Origin of the sequence: Pseudomonas sp. NPDC087029, assembly GCF_044745345.1 — a bacterium.
Classification (GTDB): domain Bacteria; phylum Pseudomonadota; class Gammaproteobacteria; order Pseudomonadales; family Pseudomonadaceae; genus Aquipseudomonas; species Aquipseudomonas faucium.
On the sequence record NZ_JBIVAB010000009.1, the window covers coordinates 42,669 to 57,226 of the forward strand.

Sequence of the window (14,558 nt, forward strand, 5' to 3'; positions counted from 1 at the left end):
CTCCCACAGGATCTTGGGGTGCCTGTAGGAGCCGGCCCGGTTTAGAAGAAGCCCAGCGGGTTGATGTCGTAGCTCACCAGTAGGTTCTTGGTCTGCTGGTAGTGGTCGAGCATCATCTTGTGGGTTTCACGCCCCACGCCGGACTTCTTGTAGCCACCGAACGCGGCGTGCGCCGGGTACAGGTGGTAGCAGTTGGTCCACACGCGGCCGGCCTTGATGCCGCGGCCCATGCGGTAGGCGCGGTTGATGTCGCGGGTCCACACCCCGGCGCCGAGACCGAACTCGGTGTCGTTGGCGATGGCCAGGGCTTCGGCTTCGTCCTTGAAGGTGGTAACGCTGACCACCGGGCCGAAGATTTCTTCCTGGAACACGCGCATCTTGTTGTTGCCCTTGAGCAGCGTCGGCTGGATGTAGTAACCGGTGGCCAGCGAGCCTTCGAGCTTCTCCACCTTGCCGCCGGTGAGCAGCTCGGCGCCTTCGTCCTGGGCGATCTGCAGGTACGAGAGGATCTTCTCGAACTGCTGCTGCGAGGCCTGGGCGCCGACCATGGTGTCGGTGTCCAGCGGGTCGCCGCGCTTGATCTGCAGCACCTTCTTCATCACCACTTCCATGAACTGCGGGTAGATCGACTCCTGCACCAGCGCGCGCGATGGGCAGGTGCACACCTCGCCCTGGTTGAAGAACGCCAGCACCATGCCTTCGGCGGCCTTGTCGATGAAGCTCGGCTCGGCCTGCATGATGTCTTCGAAGTACACGTTCGGCGACTTGCCGCCCAGCTCGACGGTGGACGGGATGATGTTCTCGGCGGCGCATTTCATGATGTGCGAGCCGACCGGGGTGGAGCCGGTGAAGGCGATCTTGGCGATACGCTTGCTGGTGGCCAGCGCTTCACCGGCCTCGCGGCCGTAGCCTTGGACCACGTTGAGCACGCCAGCGGGCAGCAGGTCGCCGATCAGCTCGACCAGCACGGTGATGCCCAGCGGGGTCTGCTCGGCGGGCTTGAGCACCACGCAGTTGCCGGCGGCCAGGGCCGGGGCGAGCTTCCAGGCGGCCATCAGGATCGGGAAGTTCCACGGGATGATCTGCCCGACCACGCCCAGCGGTTCGTGGATGTGGTAGGCCACGGTGTTTTCGTTGATTTCGGCGGCGCCGCCTTCCTGGGCGCGGATGCAGCCGGCGAAGTAGCGGAAGTGGTCGACGGCCAGCGGGATGTCGGCGTTGAGGGTTTCGCGCACCGGCTTGCCGTTGTCCCAGGTTTCGGTGATGGCCAGCACTTCGAGGTTCTGCTCGATGCGGTCGGCGATCTTGAGCAGCACGTTGGAGCGGTCCTGCACCGAGGTGCGGCCCCAGGCGTCGGCGGCGGCGTGGGCGGCGTCGAGGGCCTTGTCGATGTCTTCGGCGGTGGAGCGGGGGAATTCGGCGATCAGCTTGCCGTTCACCGGGGAGGTGTTCTCGAAGTACTGGCCCTTGACCGGAGCTACGAACTCACCACCGATGTAGTTGCCGTAGCGGCTCTTGAAGGAAACCTTCGCGCCGTCGGTACCGGGATGTGCATAACGCATGGTGTGTCTCCTGGTTAATTGTGTTTGTTGAAGGAGTTGAGAAGCGTAGAGCAAAGGTTGGGCCAGTGTGGCCAGGCCCAGGGGAATCAATGACTTGGGTCAGGGTACGGCACTGGCCGGTCAGCCGCTGTGCCAGCGCTGACACAGTGCGGGGTGACACTTTGTGCCGTTTGCGACACGCCCGGTGATGGTGCATTGCAAAGGCCGGTGGGGTGGAGGATGCTGGAAAGAGTCTCTATCTGCGGAGAACAACAACTAATGCAGAACGATCATTTCAGTCGCCATGCCCAGCAGGTGCATACCGTCGCCCGCGGCGAAGCGGGCAGCGACCCTTCGATTGCCCGTTCCTGGCTGCGCTGCCTGGAGGACTACCACCTCGACCCCTCGGTGATCGAGGCCCCGGTGGTGCTCGAGCACGGTCGCCTGCTGGAGAGCCGCGAGCGCCTGCAGCAGGTGCTGACCATCGCCAACGGCGAAATGAACAGCCTGCACCAGCAGCTTTCCGGCTCGGGCCATGCGGTGTTGCTCACCGATGCCCGCGGGGTGATCCTCAATTGCGTCACCGCGCCGGGCGAGCGGCGCATCTTCGAACGTGCCGGGCTGTGGCTGGGCGCCGACTGGAGCGAGGCCCGCGAGGGCACCAATGGCATCGGCACCTGCCTGGTCGAGCGCCAGGCCCTGACCATCCATCAGGAAGAACACTTCCGTGGCCGCCATACCGGGCTGACCTGCTCGGCCAGCCCGGTGTTCGACCCCCATGGCGAGCTGCTGGCGGTGCTCGATGTGTCTTCGGCGCGCCCGGATGTCTCGCGCCAGAGCCAGTTCCACACCATGGCCCTGGTCAACCTCTCGGCGAAGATGATCGAGAGCTGCTATTTCCTGCGCCACTTCGAGCATCAATGGTTGTTGCGTTTCCATCTGCAGGCCGAGTCGGTCGGGCTGTTCAGCGAAGGGTTGCTGGCGTTCGACGGCGACGGCCGCATTTGCGCGGCCAACCAGAGCGCCCTGAACCTGCTGGGCAGCATTCGTGGCGGCGTGCTGGGCAAGCCGCTGGAGCGGTTTTTCGCCGTCGATCATGAGCAGCTGTTCAGCCGTGCTACGCCTGATGGCAGCACGGCCTGGCCGTTGCATACTCGCGACGGCCGCCAGGTGTTCGCCAGCGTGCGCGGTCAGCCACGCACGCCGCTGTGGTCGGTGCCGGCCAGCCTGGCGCAACGGCGCCCGCAGGCCGAGCCGGGCATCTGCCTGCTGGACGCGGCGCTGCAAAACGATTTCCACCGCGCCCTGCGGGTGTTCGAGCGCGATGTGCCGTTGCTGCTGCGCGGGGAGACCGGTTGCGGCAAGGAGGCGTTCGCCCAGGCCGTGCACCAGGCCAGCCAGCGTCGCGGCAAGCCCTTCGTGGCGGTCAACTGCGCGTCGATCCCCGAGAGCCTGATCGAGAGCGAGCTGTTCGGTTATCGCGGCGGCAGCTTCACCGGGGCGCGCAAGGAAGGCATGCGCGGCAAGCTGTTGCAGGCCGATGGTGGCACGCTGCTGCTCGACGAGATCGGCGATATGCCGCTGGCCTTGCAGACCCGCCTGCTGCGTGTGCTGGAAGAGCGCCAGGTAGTGCCGATCGGCGGCGAAGCGCAGGCGGTGGATGTGCGTATCGTCAGTGCCACTCACCGCGACCTGCTGGAACGGGTGGAGCAGGGCAGTTTCCGCGAAGACCTGTATTACCGGCTCAATGGCCTCGAGGTGGCGATGCCGGCGGTGCGCGAGCGCAGCGACAAGGCGCAGTTGCTGGACTTCCTGCTGCGCCAGGAGGCGCAAGGGCAGGCGGTGGAGCTAGAGCCCGAGGCGCGCCAGGCACTGCTGGACTTTGCCTGGCCGGGCAACGTGCGGCAGATGCGCAATGTGCTGCGCACCTTGGTGGCGCTCTGTGATCACGGCCGCATCGGCTTTGATGACCTGCCCGCGGTTTTGCGCAACACCGCGGCCTCTTTGGGAGCGGGCTTGCCCCGCGCGCAGGATGGCACCGGCTTTGCCGGTGTTCGCGGGGCAAGCCCGCTGCCACAGAGCCTTCGCTGCTCGGGCAAGAGCGCTCCGCTTGGCCTTGAGCAAGCCGAATGCGAAGCGCTGTTGGCCGTTCTGGCGGCAAAGCACTGGCATCTGACCCGCGTCGCCGAGCACCTGGGCATCAGCCGCAATACCTTATATCGAAAACTGCGCAAACACGGGATCGCCAGGGGCGTCTGAGCGAAACAGCGGGTGCGGTTTCCCTCTTCCTACGCTACCCTGCCTCGAAGTTTTGCGAGGTCGACCATGCACATTCATATTCTCGGTATTTGCGGCACTTTCATGGGCTCGCTGGCAGTGTTGGCCAAAGAGCTGGGCCACCGCGTCACCGGCTCCGACGCCAACGTCTATCCGCCGATGAGCACCCAGCTCGAAGCCCAGGGCATCGAGCTGACCCAAGGCTATGACCCGGCCCAGCTGGACCCGGCGCCCGACCTGGTGGTGATCGGCAACGCCATGTCGCGGGGCAACCCTGCGGTGGAATACGTGCTGAACAAGGGCCTGCCCTATGTCTCTGGCCCGCAGTGGCTGGCCGACCACGTGCTGCAGGGCCGTTGGGTGCTGGCAGTGGCCGGTACCCACGGCAAGACCACCACCAGCAGCATGCTGGCCTGGGTGCTGGAGCACGCCGGCATGAGCCCGGGCTTCTTGATCGGTGGCGTGCCGCAGAACTTCTCGGTGTCGGCGCGCTTGGGCGGCACGCCGTTCTTCGTGGTCGAGGCCGACGAATACGACAGCGCCTTCTTCGACAAGCGCTCCAAGTTCGTGCATTACCACCCGCGGACCGCGATCCTCAACAACCTCGAGTTCGATCACGCGGATATCTTCCCTGATCTGGCGGCGATCGAGCGGCAGTTCCACCACTTGGTGCGGACCATTCCAAGCGAAGGCCTGGTCATTCACCCGACCACCGAACAGGCGCTGGAGCGCGTGATCGGCATGGGCTGCTGGACCCCGGTGCAGACCACTGGCGAAGGTGGCCAGTGGCAGGCTCGCCTGCTCAGCGCCGACGGCTCGCGTTTCGAGGTGCTGTTCGAAGGCCAGGCGCAGGGCGTGGTCGAGTGGGCCTTGACCGGCCAGCACAACGTCGCCAACGCCTTGGCCACCCTGGCCGCCGCGCGCCATGTGGGCGTGGCCCCGGCGCTGGCCATCGAAGGCCTGAGCGCCTTCAAGAGCGTCAAGCGGCGCATGGAGAAGGTTGCCCACGTGCAGGGCGTGACCATCTATGACGACTTCGCCCACCACCCGACCGCCATCGCCACCACCCTCGACGGCCTGCGCAAGCAGGTAGGCGAAGCGCCGGTGATCGCGATCATCGAGCCGCGTTCCAACTCGATGAAGCTGGGTGCCCACCGCGATGGCCTGCCGGAGAGCGTCAACGATGCCGACCAGGTGATCTGGTACGCGCCCGCCAACCTGGGCTGGGACCTGGCCGCCACTGCCGCGCAGTGCAAGGTGCCGAGCGTGGTGGCCGATAGCCTGGAAGCGATCATCGAGCGGGTCAAAGGCCAGGCGCGCCCGGGCACCCATGTGGTGATCATGAGCAACGGCGGCTTCGGCGGCCTGCACGGCAAGCTGGCCGAGGCGCTGAAGTGAGCGGGCCGGAACGCATTACCCTGGCCATGACCGGCGCCTCCGGGGCGCAGTATGGCCTGCGCCTGCTCGACTGCCTGGTGCGCGAAGACCGCGAGGTGCACTTTCTGATCTCCAAGGCCGCGCAGCTGGTGATGTCCACCGAGACCGACGTGGTGCTGCCGGCCAAGCCTCAGGCGATCCAGGCGTTTCTCACCGAATACACCGGGGCTGCCGATGGGCAGATCCGCGTGTATGGCAAGGAAGACTGGATGTCGCCGGTGGCCTCGGGCTCCGGCGCCCCGGCGGCGATGGTGGTGGTGCCGTGTTCCACCGGTACCCTGTCGGCCATTGCCACCGGTGCCTGCAACAACCTGATCGAGCGTGCGGCGGACGTCACCCTCAAGGAGCGCCGCCAGCTCATCCTGGTGCCGCGCGAGGCGCCGCTGTCGACCATTCACCTGGAAAACATGCTCAAGCTGTCGCAGATGGGGGCGGTGATACTGCCGGCGGCGCCGGGGTTCTATCACCAGCCGCAGACCATCGACGACCTGATCGATTTCGTGGTGGCGCGCATTCTCAACCTGCTGAACATTCCGCAGGACATGCTGCCGCGCTGGGGCGAGCACCACTTCGGGGTGGATGATTGAAGCGTTCGCTGGCCGGGTTGCTGGCTTTTAGCCTGCTGGGTGGTTGTGCCACGGTGCGCACGCTGGATGCGAACAAGCCGGGGGCGCCGGTGGTGTATGCCGGCACGCGGCTGGATTTGTACGTGATGAAGGGGGGCTGCTGCCCGAGGGATCGGTTTGGTGCCGAGGCGCCGGCGTATCCGGGGTTGGACCTGCCGGGCAGTGCGTTACTTGATACCGTGTTGCTGCCGCTTTCGTTGCTGACGGCGGCTGGCATTGGCTTTCAGGCCACGGGTGGTCTGTAAGGGACAATCGCCGGCAAGCCGGCTCCCACAGGTACTGCAAAATGAAGCGTCTGTGGGAGCCGGCTTGCCGGCGATAGGGCGCTATTTCTTGCCGAGCCTGCGCAGTTCGTCGGACTCGATCACCCGAATCCCATCTTCCTCTTCCAGCGCCAGGCGCCACAACGCCCGCGCCAGGGTGCACGCCTCGATGCCCCGATACTTGCCCGGTATCAACCGCGAAAACGGTGAAGCCAGCCGCTCGCCCAGGCGTGGCTGAATGCGCTCGCCCAACAGCAGCGATGGCCTGACAATGGTCAATTGCGGCCAATCCTGGGCCTTGAGCGCCTCTTCCATCTCGCCTTTGACCCGGTTGTAGAAAATCGACGACTTGGGGTCGGCGCCGATGGCGCTGACCACCAGCAGATGCCGGGCGCCCATTTCCCGCGCACGCTTGCTGAACGCCACCACCATGTCCAGGTCGACAGCGCGGAACGCCTGTTCGGAACCGGCCTGCTTGAGGGTGGTGCCCAGGCAGCAGTAGGCGATATCGACCCGCCCGGCCAACTGCGGGAGAAACACCGCCGGGTCGCCGACCGGGTTCTCCAGGTGCGGGTGCTCGGCCAGCGGCCGACGGGTCGGCGCCAATACGCGGCTGATGGTGGGTTCGTTGAGCAGGCGATCGAGCAGGTGTTCACCGGTAAGGCCTGTGGCTCCGGCAAGCAGGACATGCTGAGGCGTCAAGTACATGATGTCTCTCCTGTGTTACACACAAGCTTAGTGGTTGCCGGAGGTTTTTTCCTGTTCCCCAGACTTGGCTCGTGCGGCATTACGCAAGGCTTCTTCCGCTTGTTGCTGGCGCAGGCGTTGCCAATGTGCCAGTACTGCGGGTGGGGCCCAGAGCTGTGGCTCGGAGGCCTCGAAACCTTCCCTTCCTTCACGTTCGGCAACGCTGCTGCGCGCCAGTTCAAACGCTTGTTTCAGGTCATCGGTCTGGTTCAGCGCCTCGGCGAAGAGGGCATCGCCGAAGTAGGTGAAGTCCGCCTCCTCCGAGCAGCCGAAGGACACCCGGTCGGCGCGTGCGGCGGTCATGATGACCGTGCGCTCGTCTTTGAGCGGTGCGATGTAACCGCCGGAATAGCAGGCGGAGATGACGATTATCTTGTCGCGGTCCTTGAGCGGCGCCAGGGCGCTGGCCAGTTCGTCGGCGCTCAGGTCGGCCAGCTGCAGGCGCGGCTGGTCGAGCACCAGCTGGTGATCCTGGCTGCCGTGGCTGGTCAGGTAGATGAACACCAGGTCTTCCGGGCCGCTGCGCTCGGCCAGGGTGCGGGCGGCGCGGGTCAGGTTCTCGCGGGTGGCCATGGGCCGGGTCGCCATCTGGTCGCGGTGGTTGACCAGGGTGACCTGGCCACGGGCGCCGAAGCGTACCTTGAGCATGTTGCTGACATAGTCGGCCTCGCGCAGGAACACGCTCTGCTGCCCATCGCCTGCCAGCACCAGGCTGTACAGCTGGATCGGCGGGGCGGAGCGCGGCACGCGGGCCAGGGCTTCTTCCAGCAGGCGGCCCTGGTTGAGCAGGGCCAGGTCCAGCGGGTCGGGCAGCAGCGTGCCGTTCTGGTCACGCACGCGCACACCGTTGGCCCAGTAGCCGCTTTCGACCTTGCCGTTGGCCAGGGTCAGCTTGCCCTTGCCCTGGTAGGCATCGTTGTCGAAGCCGCCGCTGTAGCTGCTGCCATCGGGCAGTTGCAGGCTGCCCTGGCCAGACAGGCGCCAGTCGACGAAATGGCCTTTGTAGTGGCTGCCGTCGCTGCCCAGCATTTCGCCTTCGCCCGCCAGCGAGCCGTCCTTGAATTCACCGATCCACACATCACCGTCGGCGTTCTCGTAGCGGCCGCGGCCTTCCAGGCGGTTGTCCTTGAATTCGCCGATGTATTGTTCGCCATCGACGCTGTCGTAGGTGCCGCTGCCTTGCAGCTGGCCATCGACGAAGCGGCCGCTGAACTGATTGCCGCTGGCATCGCTGCGCACCCCGGCGCCGTTGGGCTTGCCCTTGGCGAACAGGCCTTGGTAACGGCTGCCGTCGGCCATTTCGAGCTGGCCTGCGCCGTCGTACTGGTCGTCCTTGAACTGGCCGCGGTAGCTCTGGTCGGCCTGCTTGAGCGTGCCTTCGCCATCGCGTCGGCCATGGCTGAAGGTGCCGGCGTAGTGGCTGCCGGGGGTGGTCAAATCGCCCAGGCCCTGGAACAGGCCGGCGGCGAACTGGCCGCGATAGATTTCGCCGTTGCTGCCGTGCCATTCGCCCTGGCCATGCCACTGACCGTCCTTGAAACCGCCGGCATACCAGCTGCCATTGGGGTAGTCGATGCGCCCTTCGCCCTGCAGCAGGCCGTCGACCACCTGGCCACGGTAGCGACCGCCGTCCGGCAGGCGCGCATCCGGTGGCGAAAGCGCTTCGCCATCACCGCAGGCGGCGAGCATCAAGGTCAGGGTGAGGGGCAGCAGAGCACGCATGTCGGAATCCGGGCAATAGGTCTGCCGAGTATGCCGCAGATTGGGTGGGCTGAGGTATGGCTGGCGGGGTGGAAATATCCGCAGGTCATCGCGGGCGAACCCGCGATGAGGCTTGGGTCAGACGAAGCAGAGCGACAGGGGTTCGGCGATGTAGGCGGGTTTCTGCTCGCCTTCGATCTCCAGGGTCACGGTGGCTTTCAGCAGCCACTGGCCTGGCTTCTTCTCGATCACTTCGCCCAGGTCCACTTTCAGCCGCACGTTGCTGTCGACTTTCACCGGCTGGATGAAGCGCACGCTGTCCAGGCCGTAGTTGACCACCATCTTCAGCCCTTCGGGCATCACCAGGATGTCTTCCATCAGCTTGGGGATCAGCGACAGGGTCAGGAAGCCGTGGGCAATGGTGGTGCCGAACGGGGTTTTCGCCGCTTTTTCCGGGTCGACATGAATGAACTGGAAATCGCCGGTGGCCTCGGCGAACAGGTTGATGCGCTGTTGATCGATCTTCAGCCATTGGGAACGTCCGAGTTCCTTTCCTACGTACTGCGACAGCTCGGTAACCGGTACAAAGGGCATCGCGACTCTCCAGGTTGTCATTTGGTACGAAAGTGCAAGATCAGCACGGCTAACCGATTCAGTCAAGTTGCCCGCTTTTCGGCGAATATCGGCTTATCGACGGCGCATGCTTATAATGGCCGGCATGCCCGAAGGAGTTGCTTATGCTGTTGCGTGGTTTGACCTGGCTGGTGCTGTTTCAGCTGCTGGGTACGGCAATCAATCATCTGTGCGTGCCGATGCTGCCGGGGCCGATCATCGGCCTGCTGCTGTTGCTGTTCTTCCTCATGGCCCGCGGTGAAGTGGGCAAGCCGCTGAACGAGGCGGCCAGCAGCCTGCTGCGCTACCTGCCGTTGCTGCTGGTGCCGCCGGCGGTGGGGGTGATGGTGTATGCCAAGGACATTGCCGCCGACTTCTGGGCCATCGCCGGGGCGTTGCTGATTTCCTGCCTGGTTACCCTGGTGTTCGTGGGCGTGCTGATGCAAAGGCTCATGCACCGCCAGGGCAAGCGCGAGGAGCAGCCATGAGCCTCGATTGGCAAGGTGCGCTGGATGCGGTGGTGCACCATCCGCTGTTCGGCATCGGCATTACCCTTGGGGCCTACCAGGTCGTGCTGGCCGCCTATGAGCGCACGCGCTGGATCTTCCTGCAGCCGGTGCTGGTGTCCATGGTGCTGGTGATAGGCGTGCTGCTGCTGTGCGGTATCGACTACGGTGAATACCGCAAGAGCACCGAAATCATGAACATCCTGCTGGGCCCCGCCACCGTGGCGTTGGCCGTGCCGCTGTACCTGAACCTGCGGCGCATCCGCCAGCTGTTCTGGCCGACATTTACTACGCTGGTAATCGGAGGCCTGTTCGCCACGCTGTGCTGCCTGCTGCTGGGCTGGTGGTTCGGCGCCGAGCACATGATCCTGATGACCATGGCGCCCAAGTCGGTAACCTCGCCCATCGCCATGCTGGTGGCCGAGCAGATTGGCGGGGTGGCGGCCCTGGCGGCGGTGTTCGTGCTGATCACCGGGGTGATCGGCGCCATTTTCGGGCCCGCGCTACTGACCCGCTTTGGTGTGCACAGCCCCGAGGCCCGCGGTATGTCGCTGGGCGTGACGGCGCATGCGGTGGGCACCTCGGTGGCCCTGCAGGAAAGTGACGAGTGCGGCGCGTTTGCCGCGTTGGCGATGAGCCTGATGGGGGTGGCCACGGCGGTGTTCCTGCCGTTGGCGGTCAGCCTGGTGGCTTGAGGAGTTGTGATGACGCTACCGCTGTTTCCGCTCGATACCGTGCTGTTTCCTGGCTGTCTGCTGGATTTGCAGATCTTCGAGGCACGCTACCTGGACATGATCGGCCGGTGCATGAAGCAGGGCACCGGCTTTGGTGTGGTGTGCATCCTGGAAGGCGAACAGGTGGGCAAGGCGCCGCCTGAGGTCGCATCGATTGGTTGCGAGGCGCAGATCCGCGATTTCGTTCAGCAGGACAATGGCTTGCTGGGCATTCGCGTGGAAGGGGTGCGCCGCTTCGAACTGAGCCAGACCGAGGTGCAGAAGGACCAGCTGCTGCTCGGCGAGGTGCACTGGCTGCCAGAGCAGCCGGACAGCCCGCTGACCGAGCAGGATGATGACCTGCTGGCGCTGCTGGTGGCCCTGGGCGAGCACCCGATGGTCGAGGCCCTGGACATGCCGCGGGAGGTCGACGGGCGCCAGGCGCTGAGCAATCAGCTGGCTTACCTGCTGCCGTTCATGGAGGAGGACAAGCTGGACCTGCTGGCGATCGACTCGCCGGCGCAGCGTTTGGCCGAAATCCAGAAGCTGCTGGAGCGGATTCAGGGCGAGCTGTTTGCCTGAGGGATTTGCAGCGGCCCTATCGCCCTTGTGGGAGCCGGCTTGCCGGCGATAGGGCCGCTACAGGTCAATACTGGTAACGCAACAACGCCTGCGGCAACGCATGCATGGCAAAGAACGCCAGCAGCGCGACGCAGGCCGGCAGCACCAGCCACCACACCCGCTGCGGCAGGGCATTGAGCGGCTGGCGATGCTGCACCAGGGTCAGGCTCACCGCGCACACGCAGCAGGCCAGCAAGGCCCCCGCCATGATGTCGGTCGGCCAATGTACCCCCAGGTACACCCGCGACAAGGCAATCGCCAGCGCCGGGATGCAGCCCAGCATTACCCAGGTCAGGCGCATGCGTGGCGGCTGCCCACGCCCCGCCAACACCGCCAGTACCAAAAAGAACGCAAACGACGCCGAACTGTGCCCGCTGGGCATGCTGTAGCTGGTCAGCGGGTCGCTCAGCACCTCCGGCCGCGCGCGGGCAAACAACCACTTCAAGGTGCCATTGGCGATCGCCGTGCCCATCAGTGCGCCACCGGCGAACACGGCATGGCGCCATTGGCGCGCGAGCAGCAGCAGGCCGGTCAGCAGGCCGCCAAGGAACAACTGGGTGCGGAAGTCGCCCAGGCGAGTCACCAGCACCACGGCGCCGTCCAGAGCCTGGCTGCGGTGTTCCTGGACCAGTGTCATCACGCCCTGATCGAACTCCTTCAGATACGGCCAGCCGAGGAACACGCCAGCCAGCGCCAGGAAGCTCAGGCCGGCGACCAGCCGGGTGCCATGGCGCTGGTCGCGAATGCTGCTGTTCAGGCTCAGGCCGATGACCACCGCCAGGGTGCCGGCGATGATCCCGGCATCCAGCCAGAAGCCTTCTGGCAACGGCAGGCGCATGGCCGCGCCGGTGGCCCAGCCGGGCAGCAGGTAGGCCACCGACCAGCCGGCGCCGGCCACCAGGCTGACCGCGATGAAGCGCGGCAGCGGCATGTCGAACATGCCGGCCACCATCGGCAGCATGGGCCGCAGTGGGCCGATGAAGCGGCCTACCAGCAGGCTGGCGATGCCGTACCGCTGGAAGTAGGTTTCGGCGCTGCCGATCCATTCCGGGTGGTGGCGCAACAGCGGCAAGCGCCGGATGTTCTGGTGGAAGTACTTGCCGATGGCGTAGGACAAGGCATCACCGAGCACGCCGCCCAGAAACCCCAGCAGCAGGGTCTGGCCGAGGGTAAAGGTGCCACTGCCGGCCAGCACCGCGACCGCGAACAGCAGCACGGTACCGGGCACGATGATGCCGGCGATGGCCAGGCACTCGACGCATGCCACCAGGAAAATTGCCAGGCCAAGCCACTGTGGGTTAGCGCTGAGCCAGCCGGTCAGGCTGTCGAGCCATTGGCCCATGTTTCAGCTTCCTTGTTCATGTAAGAAGAAATCTTGCCCTTCGACTTGCCCACGGCGCAGCGGGTTCCGGGTGCAGAAGCGGGCGTATTCGGCATCGACGAAGCGGTACGGCAGGTGTTCGTCGCGGCCATGGGGAATGCCCAGGCGGGCTGCCTGGATCACCTTGGGCACGGCGATGCCGCAGTCCTCGACATAAAGGCGCTCGGGGTCGAAGCGCTGGGCGTCCCATTGCCTCACCTTCAGGCCCATGGCCCGGCACAGCAGCGTCTGCCCGGCGCACAGGCGCTCTGGCGGGCGCAGGTTGCCGCTGGCGTCGGGGTTGTTCAGTTGCATCTGCGCCAGGCTATTGGCCGTGGAGATGGCGTCGACCCAAGGGTAGGCCGACTTGATCAGCACCGCGTTGCCCGGGCCCTTGGCGCTGAAGTTGAGCGAGTCGCCGCCACGTGCGTAGTACATGTAGATATGGCCGCCATCGAGAAACAGCGCCTTGCGCTTCTCGGTGTAGCCCAGGGACGCATGGCTGCCTTTGTCGGTCAGGTAGTAGGCCTCGGTCTCGATGATCCGCGCGGCCAGCCACAGGTCGCCGTGGCGGTGGCGGATGACCTTGCCCAGCAGGGCCTTGGCCAGGGTTTGGGCGTCTTGGTCGAAGAAGCTGTCGGGCAGGGCGCGGGCAGGGCAGGGGGCTGTATCTGGCATGCTGGCAGTTCATCAGGGGCAAGGCGCGGATGATAGCAACGAATGGCTTAATGGAGGCTGAACCGGGGCATTTCGATAAGCGCCGTTACAACTTACCCACAGATCGAACCGGCCATTTTCGACCATCCGCCACCCGCCGCTGGGCGTATACCTGCGCGACAGTTATAATCAGCCGATTTCCCCTTCGCCAAGACACCGAACCCATGACTGAGTCCGTTCTTGACTATATGACCCGTTTGGGTCGCGCCGCTCGCCAGGCCTCCCGGGTGATCGCCCGTGCCAGCACCGCGCAGAAGAACCGCGCCCTGCAAGCCGCTGCCGATGCCCTGGACGCCGCGCGTGCCGAGCTCGCCGCAGCCAACGAACTGGACTTGGCCGCCGGCCGCGCCAATGGCCTGGAGCCTGCGCTGCTGGACCGCCTGGCCCTGACCCCGGCGCGCATCGACGGCATGATCACCGGCCTGCGTCAGGTGGCCAGCCTGCCGGACCCGGTCGGTGCCATCCGCGACATGAGCTATCGCCCATCGGGCATCCAGGTCGGCAAGATGCGTGTGCCCCTGGGCGTCATCGGCATCATCTACGAGTCGCGCCCGAACGTGACCATCGATGCCGCCAGCCTGTGCCTGAAGTCGGGCAACGCCACCATCTTGCGTGGCGGCTCCGAGGCCATCCACTCCAACCGCGCCATCGCCACCTGCATCCAGCGTGGCCTGGCCGAGGCCGGCCTGCCGGCGGCGGTGGTGCAAGTGGTCGAGACCACCGACCGGGAAGCGGTCGGCGCGCTGATCAGCATGCCCGAGTTCGTCGATGTCATCGTCCCGCGTGGCGGCCGTGGCCTGATCGAGCGCATCAGCCGTGATGCCCGTGTGCCGGTGATCAAGCACCTGGACGGCATCTGCCACGTCTACGTGGCCGAGCACGCCGACCTGGACAAGGCCTGGCGCGTGGCGTTCAACGCCAAGACCTACCGTTACGGCATCTGCGGCGCCATGGAAACCCTGCTGGTCGACCAGCGCGTTGCCGCAGGCTTCCTGCCGGAAATGGCTCGCCGCTTCCAGGAAAAAGGCGTCGAGCTGCGTGGCTGCGAGCGCACCCGTGCGCTGATCGATGCCAAGCCGGCCACCGAAGACGACTGGCACACCGAATACCTCGACGCGATCCTGTCGGTTCGGGTGGTCGATGGCCTGGACCAGGCGATCGAGCACATCAACCACTATGGCTCGCACCACACCGACTCGATCATCACCGAACACCAGGGTCAGGCTCGCCAGTTCATGGCGGAAGTCGACTCGGCATCGGTGATGCTCAACACCCCGACCTGTTTCGCCGACGGCTTCGAATACGGCCTGGGTGCGGAAATCGGCATTTCCACCGACAAGCTGCATGCCCGCGGCCCGGTCGGCCTCGAAGGCCTGACCTGCGAGAAGTACGTGGTGATCGGCGACGGCCAACTGCGCGGCCAGGAGTCCTGCTGAG

The 14,558-nt window shown here is 65.5% G+C and carries 14 protein-coding genes; 8 read left to right on the top strand and 6 right to left on the bottom strand.

Annotated elements, in window-relative coordinates; all coding sequences use genetic code 11:
* Positions 1-41: 41 nt before the first annotated feature.
* Positions 42-1,562, bottom strand: coding sequence for an aldehyde dehydrogenase family protein (locus ACIPG5_RS15985; RefSeq protein ID WP_236193700.1), 1,521 nt, complete (start codon positions 1,560-1,562; stop codon positions 42-44).
* Between the two features lie 258 nt (positions 1,563-1,820).
* Between ACIPG5_RS15985 and ACIPG5_RS15990 the strand changes: the two genes are divergently transcribed.
* The 4 genes from ACIPG5_RS15990 to ACIPG5_RS16005 all read left to right on the top strand — a co-directional run bounded on the left by ACIPG5_RS15990 (position 1,821) and on the right by ACIPG5_RS16005 (position 6,126).
* Positions 1,821-3,800 carry a sigma-54-dependent Fis family transcriptional regulator gene (locus ACIPG5_RS15990; protein ID WP_401376238.1) on the top strand — a complete coding sequence of 660 codons (1,980 nt, stop codon included), beginning with the start codon at positions 1,821-1,823 and terminating at the stop codon, positions 3,798-3,800.
* A gap of 66 nt (positions 3,801-3,866) precedes the next feature.
* Positions 3,867-5,216 carry a UDP-N-acetylmuramate:L-alanyl-gamma-D-glutamyl-meso-diaminopimelate ligase gene (gene mpl / locus ACIPG5_RS15995; protein WP_176513711.1) on the top strand — a complete coding sequence of 450 codons (1,350 nt, stop codon included), beginning with the start codon at positions 3,867-3,869 and terminating at the stop codon, positions 5,214-5,216.
* Positions 5,213-5,842 (top strand): flavin prenyltransferase UbiX, encoded by a 630-nt coding sequence (gene ubiX, locus ACIPG5_RS16000; protein WP_236237795.1) that lies wholly within the window; start codon positions 5,213-5,215, stop codon positions 5,840-5,842. Before mpl ends, ubiX begins: the two co-directional genes overlap by 4 nt.
* Positions 5,839-6,126, top strand: a complete 288-nt coding sequence (locus ACIPG5_RS16005) for a YceK/YidQ family lipoprotein (RefSeq protein ID WP_401376242.1) — start codon at positions 5,839-5,841, stop codon at positions 6,124-6,126. Before ubiX ends, ACIPG5_RS16005 begins: the two co-directional genes overlap by 4 nt.
* Positions 6,127-6,207: 81 nt before the next feature.
* Here the strand turns inward: ACIPG5_RS16005 and ACIPG5_RS16010 are convergent, their stop codons facing one another.
* The 3 genes from ACIPG5_RS16010 to ACIPG5_RS16020 all read right to left on the bottom strand — a co-directional run bounded on the left by ACIPG5_RS16010 (position 6,208) and on the right by ACIPG5_RS16020 (position 9,186).
* Complete coding sequence (locus ACIPG5_RS16010; protein WP_176513716.1) at positions 6,208-6,852, bottom strand: oxidoreductase; 645 nt, start codon at positions 6,850-6,852, stop codon at positions 6,208-6,210.
* A gap of 27 nt (positions 6,853-6,879) precedes the next feature.
* The gene (locus ACIPG5_RS16015) at positions 6,880-8,613 is read right to left on the bottom strand and encodes a C13 family peptidase (protein WP_401376245.1); all 1,734 of its coding nucleotides are present in this window, start codon (positions 8,611-8,613) and stop codon (positions 6,880-6,882) included.
* A gap of 117 nt (positions 8,614-8,730) precedes the next feature.
* A complete protein-coding gene (locus tag ACIPG5_RS16020) occupies positions 8,731-9,186 on the bottom strand; it encodes a MaoC family dehydratase (protein WP_176513720.1) in 456 nt (151 codons plus the stop codon).
* Positions 9,187-9,329: 143 nt separating this feature from the next.
* On the opposite strand from ACIPG5_RS16020, the gene ACIPG5_RS16025 reads away from it, so the two are divergent.
* From ACIPG5_RS16025 to ACIPG5_RS16035, 3 genes are read left to right on the top strand one after another with little or no spacing between them, the layout of a single operon-like run.
* Positions 9,330-9,692 (top strand): CidA/LrgA family protein, encoded by a 363-nt coding sequence (locus ACIPG5_RS16025; RefSeq protein WP_236237792.1) that lies wholly within the window; start codon positions 9,330-9,332, stop codon positions 9,690-9,692.
* A complete protein-coding gene (locus ACIPG5_RS16030) occupies positions 9,689-10,405 on the top strand; it encodes an LrgB family protein (protein WP_176513723.1) in 717 nt (238 codons plus the stop codon). Before ACIPG5_RS16025 ends, ACIPG5_RS16030 begins: the two co-directional genes overlap by 4 nt.
* Before the next feature lie 9 nt (positions 10,406-10,414).
* Positions 10,415-11,005: an LON peptidase substrate-binding domain-containing protein gene (locus tag ACIPG5_RS16035; RefSeq protein WP_176513726.1), complete on the top strand. Its 591-nt coding sequence runs from the start codon at positions 10,415-10,417 to the stop codon at positions 11,003-11,005.
* A gap of 64 nt (positions 11,006-11,069) precedes the next feature.
* On the opposite strand, the gene ACIPG5_RS16040 is transcribed toward ACIPG5_RS16035, so the two are convergent.
* Together ACIPG5_RS16040 and ACIPG5_RS16045 are read right to left on the bottom strand one after the other, a co-directional pair.
* Entirely contained in the window at positions 11,070-12,386 is a 1,317-nt protein-coding gene (locus ACIPG5_RS16040; RefSeq protein WP_176513728.1) for a bifunctional DedA family/phosphatase PAP2 family protein, read from the bottom strand.
* 3 nt (positions 12,387-12,389) lie between these two features.
* On the bottom strand, positions 12,390-13,082 hold the full coding sequence (locus tag ACIPG5_RS16045) for a DNA-3-methyladenine glycosylase (protein ID WP_236237790.1): 693 nt from the start codon (positions 13,080-13,082) through the stop codon (positions 12,390-12,392).
* A 203-nt stretch (positions 13,083-13,285) separates the two neighbouring features.
* On the opposite strand from ACIPG5_RS16045, the gene ACIPG5_RS16050 reads away from it, so the two are divergent.
* The gene (locus tag ACIPG5_RS16050) at positions 13,286-14,557 is read left to right on the top strand and encodes a glutamate-5-semialdehyde dehydrogenase (RefSeq protein WP_314616461.1); all 1,272 of its coding nucleotides are present in this window, start codon (positions 13,286-13,288) and stop codon (positions 14,555-14,557) included.
* Position 14,558: the final 1 nt, after the last annotated feature.